The 11,837-nt window shown below is 63.7% G+C and carries 8 protein-coding genes and 2 pseudogenes; 7 read left to right on the top strand and 3 right to left on the bottom strand.

Translation table 11 applies throughout. From position 1 onward, the window contains the following. Position 1: 1 nt before the first annotated feature. The 3 genes and pseudogenes from H0I39_RS09230 to H0I39_RS09220 all read right to left on the bottom strand — a co-directional run bounded on the left by H0I39_RS09230 (position 2) and on the right by H0I39_RS09220 (position 2,520). A pseudogene (locus tag H0I39_RS09230) lies at positions 2–1,044 on the bottom strand (YqaJ viral recombinase family nuclease). A gap of 76 nt (positions 1,045–1,120) precedes the next feature. Beyond that, positions 1,121–2,074 (bottom strand): DUF932 domain-containing protein, encoded by a 954-nt coding sequence (locus H0I39_RS09225; RefSeq protein ID WP_180551752.1) that lies wholly within the window; start codon positions 2,072–2,074, stop codon positions 1,121–1,123. A gap of 101 nt (positions 2,075–2,175) precedes the next feature. Then, a complete protein-coding gene (locus tag H0I39_RS09220; RefSeq protein WP_180550292.1) occupies positions 2,176–2,520 on the bottom strand; it encodes a glycine zipper domain-containing protein in 345 nt (114 codons plus the stop codon). 210 nt (positions 2,521–2,730) lie between these two features. Between H0I39_RS09220 and H0I39_RS09215 the strand changes: the two genes are divergently transcribed. The 7 genes and pseudogenes from H0I39_RS09215 to H0I39_RS09185 all read left to right on the top strand — a co-directional run bounded on the left by H0I39_RS09215 (position 2,731) and on the right by H0I39_RS09185 (position 11,594). Next, the gene (locus H0I39_RS09215) at positions 2,731–4,479 is read left to right on the top strand and encodes a type I restriction-modification system subunit M (protein ID WP_180550291.1); all 1,749 of its coding nucleotides are present in this window, start codon (positions 2,731–2,733) and stop codon (positions 4,477–4,479) included. Positions 4,480–4,530: 51 nt separating this feature from the next. Next, positions 4,531–5,148, top strand: a complete 618-nt coding sequence (locus H0I39_RS09210; RefSeq protein ID WP_308645815.1) for a restriction endonuclease subunit S — start codon at positions 4,531–4,533, stop codon at positions 5,146–5,148. 204 nt (positions 5,149–5,352) lie between these two features. Beyond that, positions 5,353–5,742, top strand: coding sequence for a restriction endonuclease subunit S (locus H0I39_RS09205; protein WP_180550290.1), 390 nt, complete (start codon positions 5,353–5,355; stop codon positions 5,740–5,742). Beyond that, the gene (locus H0I39_RS09200; RefSeq protein WP_180550289.1) at positions 5,739–6,440 is read left to right on the top strand and encodes a hypothetical protein; all 702 of its coding nucleotides are present in this window, start codon (positions 5,739–5,741) and stop codon (positions 6,438–6,440) included. The genes H0I39_RS09205 and H0I39_RS09200 overlap by 4 nt, the downstream gene beginning before the upstream one ends. Positions 6,441–6,458: 18 nt before the next feature. Beyond that, positions 6,459–9,572, top strand: a pseudogene (locus tag H0I39_RS09195) (type I restriction endonuclease subunit R); the annotation flags it as partial. A 374-nt stretch (positions 9,573–9,946) separates the two neighbouring features. Continuing rightward, positions 9,947–11,236, top strand: coding sequence for a dsDNA nuclease domain-containing protein (locus H0I39_RS09190; RefSeq protein ID WP_180550288.1), 1,290 nt, complete (start codon positions 9,947–9,949; stop codon positions 11,234–11,236). After that, the gene (locus H0I39_RS09185) at positions 11,172–11,594 is read left to right on the top strand and encodes a hypothetical protein (RefSeq protein ID WP_180550287.1); all 423 of its coding nucleotides are present in this window, start codon (positions 11,172–11,174) and stop codon (positions 11,592–11,594) included. The genes H0I39_RS09190 and H0I39_RS09185 overlap by 65 nt, the downstream gene beginning before the upstream one ends. The last annotated feature ends 243 nt before the right edge of the window (positions 11,595–11,837 follow it).

The following is an 11,837-nucleotide window of genomic DNA, read 5'->3' as shown; positions in this document are numbered from 1 at the left end:
TTCATTCAGTTGGTTCGGTTGATTCGGTTGATTCGGCAGCTGTCATCAGAAACCGCCGGCTGCCCGGCCTGCGCTTGCCATAGCTCTCCATCAGCTGCGGCTGCTCGGCCAGCAGCTGCCTGGTGTCCAGCACCACGCTGTCCCTGGCCCGGCGCCAGCTCACCTCGCCGGTCTCGAACACCGCCTTGGACGCCTCGCCCATGCGTTCCTCGATGCGCTGGCGCAGCCGCGCTTCCTCCAGCGCGCAGGCCTGGATGCGCTGGCGGATGGCCTGCAGGTCGGAGAAGGTGCTGCCCATCTCCGTGTCCTGCGTGAAGTCCAGCGTCTGCCCGTCGTCCTGCGGGTACAGCGCCCGCAAGGCGGCCTCGGCCGAGTCCGAACCGTCCGCCGGTGGCGCCTGCCGGCTCTCTACCCGCTGCCAGAACGCCGCCTCCAGCGCGATCAGCCGCTCGATCACCGCCTCATCGCGCTCGATGCGGTGAATGCGCAGCTCCTGCCCGCCGATCAGCACCGCCACGTCACAGGCCGCCTTGCCCGTGACGGCCAGCTGGTGCATGACCTGCAACTGCACGTACTCCGGTACCCCGTCCTTCCACAGTCGGGCGCCATGGATGCCGGCGGTCTTGCACTCCAGAAGCTGCACCTCCGGTGACCCCATGACCTCGCGGTCCACGTTGGCCAGCATCCAGGGGTGGCGGGGTGTTGCAGCACCGCGTTGATGCGGCGCACGCGCCGACCGGTGCGCCGGGTGTAGTGCGCGGCCACGATGGGTTCCAGCAAGGTGCCCCAGTACATGGGGTGGCGGTCGTCCTTGGGATCCGGCTCGGGAAACCGCGCCTGCCCGGTCTTCTCGGCCCACAGCTGCAGGGGCGACTTGTACGGGCTCAGGCCCACGGCCGCGGCGGCGTCCGAGCTGCCGATGCCCTGCTGGCGCACCTGCAGCCAGTCCTCACGGCTGAGTTGCTGGGTCTTGACCAGGCGCAGGGCCGGTCGGGGTTTGGGCGCCGGACTGGAGGCCGGCGTCGATTCGATCAAGGGATTCATGATTCACACCTTCAGATGGAAGAAAGCCCCGGCGCCTTGCGATGCCGGGGCCTGTGACAAGGTTGAAACAATGGGCTCAGGCCACCATGGCCAGGGCCTGATCCAGCGCCCGCTGCTTGAGCTGGGCACCGGGGCCGAACCAGGCGCTGTCGAGCCGGTACTCGGGGCTGCGGGCACGCCGTTCGTGGTCGACGAACTCGGTGATGGCGCACAGCAGGCCCCAGGCGGTGTCCTGGGACGCGCCGACTTCGGCACCGCGCCCGCGGCCGTCGTACAGGGCCTGCACCTTCTTCAGGGCCCGCTCGTTGCTGAGCTTCATGCGACCATCGCCCGGGCCATCGGCATGGCACAGCACCTTGAGGAAGTAGTTCATCGCCTCGTGGCGCTTGACCTTGCGCTCGGCCAGGGTCTTCATGCGGTACATGAAGCTGTCCCACTGGGAGACGGCCACACCCAGCTGTTGCTTGACGGCCTGGGCGTCGAAGCGGGTCGAGTGCGGCACCTTGACGGCCCCGGTGGCGCCGTTCAGGGCGATGCCGAGGGTGTTCTGGCACACCACGCGCACGGTGGTCGGGGTGGCGGTAGTGGCCAGGCTGCCATCGCAGGAGCTGGCCAGCAGCAGGTAGCCGCGGACCAGGTCGCGCCCCTTCAGCACGGTCTCCTGCCCGGTGCGGGCCAGGGCCCAGAACCTGCGCCCGGCCTTGAGCACGCCGGCGGTTTCCAGCTCGTAGCCGGAGACGGCCACCAGGTCGCGGTAGAACTCCAGCACTTCACGGGGTTGCACCACCTGGTAGCGCGCGCTCACCACGGACAGGGGCAGCTGGGTGTCGCTGCGGTAGAGCACCTTCTGTTCGTCGAAGGTCTGGATGGCACCGAGCGCGCCGGCCTGCTCGCTGAGAAAGCGCACCGGGGTTTCACGGATCTGCCAGTCCATGCCGGCAGCCCGTGCCCAGGCCTCGATGGGTTGCTTCGGGGGCAGGTTGCTGCCCAGGGTTTGCCAGGGGTTTCGGCAGGGGTGATGGTCGCCAATGCAACAGACATGGGAATGCTCCTTCAAACAGACATGAAAAAAGGCCCCGAGGGGCCCACGCAAAACAAGATCAAAGAGAAAGGGACAGCTGGATCGACAGCTCAGACAGCCAGCCGCGGACTGAAGTGGTGGCCACAGACCACGCAGGCGTGGCTGTCGAGCCAGTGGGTGTCGATGGTGTTGCCGACTTCGCGGCCGAATTCGTGGCCGATGGCGCCGCCGATGAGGCCGCCGATGCAGGCGCCGGCGATGGCGCCCACGGAGGCACCGGCGGGGCCGGCGATGAAGCCGACGGTGGTGCCGGCTTCGGCGCCCACGCTGGCGCCGCGCAGGGCTGCAGCGATGCCGCTGGCAGCGCCGGCCACGGAGCCGATGGCGCCGCCGGTGTCGCGCCCGAGGTGGCGTTCGACAACGCGGGTGGATTGGCAGTTGGGACAGGTGTGCATGCAAGATTCCTTCAGTCAGATGGAAAACCCTGACGGCAGACAGCCCGGCGATCCGCTGGGGATGGCCGGGCTGCTGAGGTCGTCAGGGTGTGGTGAGCTTTGGAGGCTCACCTCAGTAATATGTGACTGAAAAATCTAGACTGAGACGGCAGCCGAGATGGGGCTGTCGGCCAGGCTTTGCCAGCGGGCTGCGCCGATACACTCCGTCACATGGCCACCCAAGCAGCCCTGTCCTCCTTCATCTGGTCGGTTGCCGACCTGCTTCGCGGCGATTACAAGCAGTCCGACTACGGCAAGGTCATCCTGCCGTTCACCGTGCTGCGCCGTCTCGACTGCGTGCTCGAACCCACCAAGGACGCCGTGCTGGCCGAGCTGGCCGCCAAGCAAAAGCTGGGCGTCAACCCCGGCCCGTTCCTGCAGCGCAAGACCGGCCTGCCGTTCTTCAACCAATCCCCGCTCGATCTCAAGAAGCTGCTGGGCGACCCGAGCAACGTCGAGCAAAACCTGCTTACCTACATCCAGGGCTTCTCTTCGGAAGTGCGCGACATCTTCGAGCGCTTCGAGTTCCAGACCCAGGTCGAACGCCTGTCCAAGGCCGGCCTGCTCTACCAGGTCACCGAGAAGTTCTGCCAGATCGACCTGCACCCCAGCCGGGTCAGCAACGCCGACATGGGCACCGTGTTCGAGGAGCTGATCCGCAAGTTCGCCGAACTCTCCAACGAAACCGCCGGCGAGCACTTCACCCCGCGCGAGGTCATCCGCCTGATGGTGAACCTGCTGTTCGTCGAAGACAGCGATGCACTGTCCAAACCCGGCGTGGTGCGCACCCTGTACGACCCGACGGCGGGAACGGGTGGCATGCTCAGCGTGGCCGGCGAATACCTGGCCGAGCTGAACCCCCGCGCCAGCCTGAACGTCTACGGCCAGGAGCTCAACCCCGAGTCCTACGCCATCTGCAAGGCCGACATGCTGATCAAGGGCCAGAAGGTGGAGAACATCGTCTTCGGCAACACCTTGAGCGACGACGGCCACCACGGCGAGCACTTCGACTACATGCTCTCCAACCCGCCCTTCGGCGTGGAATGGAAGAAAGTCGAGAAGGAAGTCCGCCGCGAGCACGAAACCCAGGGCTTTGCCGGCCGCTTCGGTCCCGGCCTGCCGCGCATCTCCGACGGCTCCATGCTGTTTCTGCTGCACCTGATCAGCAAGATGCGCCCGCTCAAGGAAGGCGGCAGCCGCTTTGGCATCGTGCTCAACGGCTCGCCGCTGTTCACCGGCGGCGCCGGCTCGGGCGAGAGCGAGATTCGCCGCTACGTGCTGGAAAACGACCTGCTGGAAGCCATCGTCGGCCTGCCCACCGACATGTTCTACAACACCGGCATCGCCACCTACGTCTGGATTCTGTCCAACAAGAAACCCGCCGAGCGGCGCGGCAAGGTGCAATTGATCGACGCCAGCGGCATGTGGCAGAAGATGCGCAAGAGCCTGGGCTCCAAGCGCAAGGAGCTGTCCGACGCCCACATCGAGCGCATCACCCGGCTCTTTGGCAGCTTCCAGGAAGCCAGGGACGAAGACGGCACGCCCATCAGCCGCATCTTCGACAACGAGGACTTCGGCTACCACAGCATCACCGTGGAGCGGCCGCTGCGCGACGAAGCCGGAAATATCGTGCTGGGCACGCGTGGCAGGCAAAAAGGCAAGCCCCAGCCTGACAGCAAGCTGCGCGACACCGAGAACGTGCCGTACAAGGAGGACGTGGCCGAATACTTCGAGCGCGAGGTGCTGCCGCACGCGCCCGATGCCTGGATCGACCCGGACAAGACCCGAGTGGGTTACGAGATTCCGTTCAACCGGCACTTCTACGTCTTCAAGCCGCCCCGGCCGCTGGCCGAGATCGATGACGACCTGAAAGCAACCACCGACCGCATCCTGGAGATGATCAAGGGGCTGTCGGCATGAGCTTCCCAAGTACCCAGCCTACAAGGACAGTGGGGTGGAGTGGCTGGGGAGGTGCCGGCGCATTGGGATGTCGTCGCGCTGAAACGACTGGTGAGCATGCGAAGCGGTGATGCCATCACTGCAGATTCGATAGACGAAATTGGCAACTACCCCGTGTATGGAGGGAACGGCCTGCGCGGATTTACCAATGCGTTCACACACGATGGTCTCTTTGCGCTGATCGGGCGGCAAGGAGCGCTCTGCGGCAACATCAATTATGCGGAAGGTAGGTTTTGGGCATCTGAGCATGCTGTCGTTGTGACACCGCATGTATTTGTCCAAGTGCGCTGGCTTGGGGAGCTGCTTCGCGCGATGAACCTTGGCCAGTACTCCGTTGCCGCAGCCCAGCCGGGGCTGGCTGTAGAGATTATTGGGAACCTGCGAATACCCCTGCCAGCAGCTGAGGAGCAGTCGGCCATCGCCACCTTCCTCGACCGCGAAACCGCCAAGATCGACGCGCTGGTGGCCGAGCAGGAAAAGCTGATCGCGCTGCTGAAGGAAAAGCGCCAGGCCCTCATCTCGCACGCCGTCACCAAGGGGCTTGATCCGTCGGTGCCGATGAAGGATTCGGGGTGGAGTGGTTGGGGCAGGTGCCGGCGCATTGGGGAGTGCTCGCCCTCAAGCGCCTAACGCCAAGTATGACGGTTGGGATCGTGATCAATCCGTCGGACTATGTTTCTCAAGAAGGCCTACCGTTCATCTACGGTGGAGACATCCGCGAGGGCACCATTGATTACGAGAACGCTCGACGCATCACCGTTGACGACAGCGCGCGGCAGTCCAAGACGTATCTGCGAGCTGGGGACTTGCTGACAGTGAGTGGGGGCACCCGGCGTGACTGCGGTCGTGCCGCCTGAATGCGAAGGCGGCAACTGCGCCTCCGTCATGCTGATAAGAAAAGGCCACTTCGACTCGGACTGGCTTTGCTATCTGATGAACAGCAAAGTAGTGAGATATCAGGTTGAGGTGGTTCAGTACGGCGCTGCTCAGGAGCAGTTCAATATCAGCCACGCAGTCGAGTTCAAAGCGCTAGTGCCTCCGCTGGCTGAGCAGCAAGCAATCGCGCAATACCTTCGGACGGAGGTTGATCGAATCGAGCGCTTGGCAGACATGGCAGGTGAAGCTGTTCTCCTTCTCCAAGAGCGTCGTTCCGCCTTGATCTCCGCCGCCGTCACCGGCCAGATCGACGTGCGCGGGCATGTGCTTGCTCGAGAAGGCCCATGAGCTTCAACGTCAGGAGCTTGTGGCTCCCCTTGGGGTTTGAGGAGCAGTGGGGAGCCATGACGGACGAGCAGCCTGCGTACCGTTACGCTGCTAAAGGCTTTGAGCTGAGCGCTGCCCGCGTCATGAACAAGTGGTTCGAACCGTGTTTCTTGGTTCATGGCCATGCGCAGAGTGCGAGATCGCTAGCCCGGATTCAATTTGAGATGCCCGTTGACGTTGAATCGTTCGAGCAGGGCTTGGCGTGGCTGGCCCATGGCGTGGGCACCTGCGTTCCAGACAGCGAAGCGCCGAGGTGGTTGCTTGAAGGGCGGCTGCTGCAAGATCACTTGCCCTGGGTGCGCAGGCAGCAGGCATACGAAAGGCGGCCTCAGTGCTGTGTGGAAAAGGATTGGTTCAAGCTGGCCGCCAAAGCATTGCGCCCATTGGCTGCGACCGCTGCTGAGACAGATCCCGCCATCTTCTCCTTTGATGGAGCGGTTTTTCGGGTCGAGGCCTGCTCTGAAGTGATCGCCATGCCTGGAATCGGTGCGCCGTGGCCTGCGAGTTTCGCGATTCCGGCGATTCATCTGGATCACTTGCCCCAACGTTATGCCGGGGCATCGGTACATGTTTCGGTGTTCGACGGTCGTCTGACGATTGCGAACCGTGCCTGGCATCTGATCGAGGTTGATCAGTCGGCAAACAAGCCTGAGCACTAAACCCCGGACGGAGGATCGATGGCCGTACACAACGAAATTGCGTTCGAAACCGACATCTGCACTCACCTCGCCGCCCACGGCTGGCTGTATTCCGAGCCCGGCACCGAAGGCGACGCGCGCAGCTACGACACCCCGCGCGCCTTGTACCCCGCCGATCTCATCGCCTGGCTGCAAGCCACCCAGCCCCAGGCCTGGGAAACCCTGGTCAAGAACCACGGCGCGGCAGCCGAAGCCATCCTGCTCGACCGCCTGCGCAAGGCCCTCGACACCCAGGGCACGCTGGATGTGCTGCGCCACGGCTTCGACATGCTCGGCCTGCGCGCGCCCTGCGCATGGCGCAGTTTCGCCCCGCGCTGGGCATGAACCCCGAGCTGCAGGCGCGCTACGCCGCCAACCGCCTGCGCGTGCTGCGCCAGGTGCGCACCAGCCATGACGACATCATCGACCTGGTGCTGTGCCTGAACGGCATCCCGGTGGCCACGGCCGAAATCAAGACCGACTTCACCCAGGACGTGAACCGGGCCATCGACCAGTACCGCTTCGACCGCCTGCCGCGCCCCAAGGGCAGGGCCAGCGCCGAGCCCCTGCTCGACTTTCCGCGCGGCGCGCTGGTGCACTTTGCGCTCAGCAACCGCGACGTGCACATGGCCACCCGCCTGCTGGGGCCGGCCACCCAGTTCCTGCCCTTCAACCTGGGAGACCGTGGCGGCGCCGGCAATCCGCCGCATGCGGACGGCCACCGCACCCACTACCTGTGGGAGCAGGTCTGGCAACGCGACTCCTGGCTGGAGATCATCGAGCGCTACCTGGTCACCCTGCGCGATGAGAAGAAGCGCATCCGCGCCATCATCTTTCCGCGCTACCACCAGCTCGACGCCACCCGCCGCCTGGTGCAGGCAGTGCTGGCCGACGGCCCGGGCGGCAAGTACCTGATCCAGCACAGCGCGGGCTCGGGCAAGACCAACTCGATTGCCTGGACGGCGCACTTTCTGTCCGACCTGCACGACGCCGGGCACCACAAGCTGTTCTCCAGCGTGTTGGTGGTGAGCGACCGCAATGTGCTCGATGTCCAGCTGCAGGACGCCATCTTCGACTTCCAGCGCACCACCGGCGTGGTCGAGACCATCACCGGCGACGATGCCAGCAAGAGCCAGCAACTGGCCCAGGCGCTGTCGGGCGGCAAGAAGATCATCGTCTGCACCATCCAGACCTTCCCTTTGCCCTGGAGAAGGTGCGCGAGTTGGCCGCCACCGAGGGCAAGCGCTTTGCGGTGATTGCCGACGAGGCCCATTCCAGCCAGACCGGCGAGGCCGCCGCCAAGCTGAAGGAGCTGCTGAGCGCCGAGGAGCAAAGGACCTGGCCGACGGCGGCGAGGTCAGCCACGAAGACATCCTGGCCGCACAGATGAGCGCCCGCGCCGGAGCGGATGCCGGCATCACCTACATCGCCTTCACCGCCACGCCCAAGGCCAAGACGTTGGAGCTGTTCGGCAGGCGCCCCGACCCCGGCCAGCCGGCCGGCCCCACCAACCTGCCGCAAGCCTTCCACGTCTATTCCATGCGCCAGGCCATCGAGGAGGGCTTCATCCTCGATGTGCTGAAGAACTACACGCCGTACCGGCTGGCCTTCAAGCTGACCCACGACGGCAAGGACTGGACCGACACGGAAGTCGAGCAAAGCGCAGCCGTCAAGGGCCTGATGCGCTGGGTGCGCCTGCACCCGTACAACATCAGCCAGAAGGTGGCTATCGTCGTCGAGCACTTCATCGACAACGTGCAGCCCCTGCTGGGTGGCCAGGCCAAGGCCATGGTGGTCACCGCCAGCCGGTTGGAGGCGGTGCGCTGGAAGCGCGCCATGGACCAGTACATCCAGGAGCACCGCTACGCCATCGGCACCCTGGTGGCCTTTTCGGGCGAAGTGCTCGATGAAAGCACCGGCGAGCCGGTGTCCGAGCGCTCGGCCGAGCTGAACCCTGGGCTGGACGGCAAGGGCATTCGCGAGGCCTTCAACACCGCCGCCTTCCAGATTCTGCTGGTGGCCAACAAATTCCAGACTGGCTTCGATCAACCGCTTTTGTGCGGCATGTACGTGGACAAGCGCTTGGCCGGCATCCAGGCGGTGCAGACCCTGAGCCGGCTGAACCGCGCCTACAACGGCCCGCACGGCCAGAAGGACACCACCTATGTGCTGGACTTCGTCAACGACCCGGACGAGGTGCTGGCCGCCTTCAAGACCTATTACGAAACCGCCGAACTGGCCGGGGTGACCGACCCGAATCTGATCCTGGATTTGAAGGCCAAGCTGGATGCCAGCGGGCATTACGACGAACACGAGGTCGAGCGCGTGGTGGCCGCCGAGCTGAACCCCAGGGCCACCCAGGCCATGCTGGTGGCGGCCATCGAGCCGGTGGCCGATCGTCTGCTCAGGCGCTACCGGGCCGCACAGGACAAGCTGCAATCGGCCAAGCCGGAGGGCCCCGAAGCCCAGGCGGCCCGGGACGAGCTGGATGCGCTCTTGCTGTTCCGGCGCGATCTGGGCACCTATGTGCGGGTCTATGCCTTCCTGAGCCAGCTGTTTGACTACGGCAACACCGCCGTAGAGAAGCGCGCCCTGTTCTTCAAGCGCCTGTTGCCGCTGCTGGACTTTGGCCGCGAGCGCGAGGGGATCGATCTGTCCAAGGTGGTGCTGACCCACCACAAGCTGAAGGACCAGGGCCGGCGCGATCTGGCGCTGAATGAAACGGAAGGCGAATACCGCCTGCAACCCATGACCGAGACCGGCGGTGGGCAGTTGCAGGACAAGGAAAAGCGCCTGCTCTCGGAAATCCTGGAGCGGGTGAACGACCTCTTCGAGGGCGAGCTCAGCGACGAGGACAAGCTGGTCTACGTCAACAACGTGATCCGCGGCAAGCTGATGGAATCCGAAGTGCTGGCCGAGCAAGCCAGGAACAACACCAAGGCGCAGTTTGCGGCGTCACCGAACTTCGATGCCGAGCTGATGAACGCCATCATCGAGGCCTTCGAGGCGCATCAGATCATGAGCCGGCAGGCGCTGGAGTCGGAGCGGGTGCGGGCCGGGATGAAAGGTATTCTGCTGGGGCCGGCGGGGCTGTATGAGGGGTTGCGGGGGCGGCGGATCAGGCGGTGGGTGCGTGGGGGAGGGACGGTAGGATTTCTCGACGCTCCAAGTGGAGAGAGGCCACTGGGTGGTTCTTGCTACGGCAGCCTACATGTCAGCATCAGGCTGATTGCGGCCGTTCAACCATGGGCCAACCAGTGGTAGCTATCGCACTCAGCGGTTGCTCGCCAATGTGCGATGACACAGTCCGCAGTGGCCAGCCTGCCCCGTAGCCCATGGGCAAAAAATTGGCGCAATAATCGTCACTATTGAGGCCAAACGCCGAGCTTTTTGGATGTGTTGGTCCTTCATGGCTCCATGACCGTATGCAGTACGGACTTCTCGAGACAAATGCCTTTCCGTTGCTTTGGGCACGCACCAGACACTCGATGACTGCAAATACGTTGCCGGAACCACCGCTGCAGAAGGTTCTAACGGATCTTTTCCATGACTTCGAGGGTGACGAGACCGGCGGCCGGCATGCCATCAAGGGCTTCAGCTTTCAGGTATGGCTCGCGGTCCTGGAGGCAATGCGCGCGCACCGGAAGCCGGGCGACTACGCCGTCGTCCTTGAGTGGCAGCAGGACATTGCTCTTCTGAACTCCTCTACCGATCCGACGACGGTGCGGTTCGTCCAGCTTAAGAAGAACGAATCGTCCTTCAGGTGGACGCTACGGAGCTTGCTGGCGGTAGAGAAGCCAGAAGACGAGGCTGCGAACGACCCTAGCGCTGGCGGCCAAACTGACGCAGCCGCCGCGCTCGCCGCAGGCAAGGGCAAAGCGGGCAAGAAATCCAAGCCAAAACAGGCGAAACCGTCGATTCTTGCGAAGCTGTACGTCCATCGCCGCCGGTTCTCGGACTTGACAAAGGTGGAACTCGTCTTTGCGTCTGACGCATCCTTCGAAATCCCTAGGGCCGCAGGCGGAACGGTGATGGTCAGCAGCGTGGCCCTGAGCGCGCTGCCGGACGCTGCCAAGAAAGATATCGAAGCAAAGCTCCGCGCGCAGCTAGATGTTCCGGCCGAAGAGGCAATCGACCTCGACGACTTCGAACTCCTTGTTACTGACTGCCCTGTAGTTGACCCGCACAAATTCGTGGCAGGCGAATGCGCTGAAATGCAGCTGGCGACGGGGCTTGAGCTCAGCGGGAAGGCCACGCTCCTGGCGGTGTTGATCGTCGCATCATATGTCAACCTGCGCGCCGCGAGCACGCGTCACGCGAAAAACTTCCCCGAGCTGCTCGCGAGAGCCGTCACACGGGCTGACGTCACGGAGTACCTCGCCGCGGCGAACGACAAGGCAATCCCCACGTCCGACCATGTGCAGTCGGTTATCAACCGGTTCAATGCTGAGCTGGCACCTCCAGCGGTCGTTCGCCAGATGCGCCGGGAGATGGCACGAGCCTGCGTTCAGATATCGGATCGCACGACCTCAACGCCCATGCTTGCCTCCCGGCTGAAGGATGTCTACACGGCCAAGGGCGAGTACGCAGACGTCGTCCGTCTCACGGATATGTTCGAAACCTGGTACCGCGACCTGGAGAAACTGTCGCCCCCTGACTTTGGATTATTCAAGCGCGAATACCTCTACTGCCTCATGGCGATGATTTACGAAGATGCAAACCCAACCAAACATCTACCACCTGTTCCGGCTGATTCGCAACCTGAGAACGCGAAATGAGAGCGATCGTCACCTTTCACGCGCTCTGGCTCGTGTCCGAAAGGGACGCGAGCGCTCGAAGGAGACCTTCAGCCCGACCAAGAACCTGCTAGCGGGGATTAACGAGACTGGGAAGTCGCGCGTCCTCAAGCATATGGTCTGGACGCTTGGATGTGAGCCCGCCGCGCGCAACGCCGGCTCATGGGACTCGAACATTACAGCAGCTACTGAGCTGTCTATCGGGAGCAAGAAGTACATCTTCCTGCGCTCGGGGCGGCACCAACGCGCGGCATTCGACGCCGACGGCAAGCTCGTCATTGGAACCGAGAGCGCCAAGGTCTGGACGAAGTTTTTGTCGAACTTTTCGACTTCCCTCTGAAGCTACAGCGCCAGCAAAGGCCTGTTCGGACTTGCAGGGCCCGAGTACGCCATACTGCCCTTTTACATCGACCAAGAGGGTGGCTGGAGCCGGAGGTGGGCCGCGTTCTCTGGCCTTGGGAAGTTTCTCCGCTGGGAGCCCATTGTCTTCGAAGCGTTTACCGGGCTGCGCCCGCAACGCTACTTCCTCGCCCAGCTGCGTCGAGACGAAATCGACTACAAGCTTCGCGAAGCCAAGATACAG

Origin of the sequence: Ottowia beijingensis (genome assembly GCF_013423955.1) — a bacterium.
GTDB lineage: Bacteria > Pseudomonadota > Gammaproteobacteria > Burkholderiales > Burkholderiaceae_C > Ottowia > Ottowia beijingensis.
Note: the sequence above shows the minus strand (reverse complement) of the source record. Positions and strands in the feature narration are given on the sequence as shown.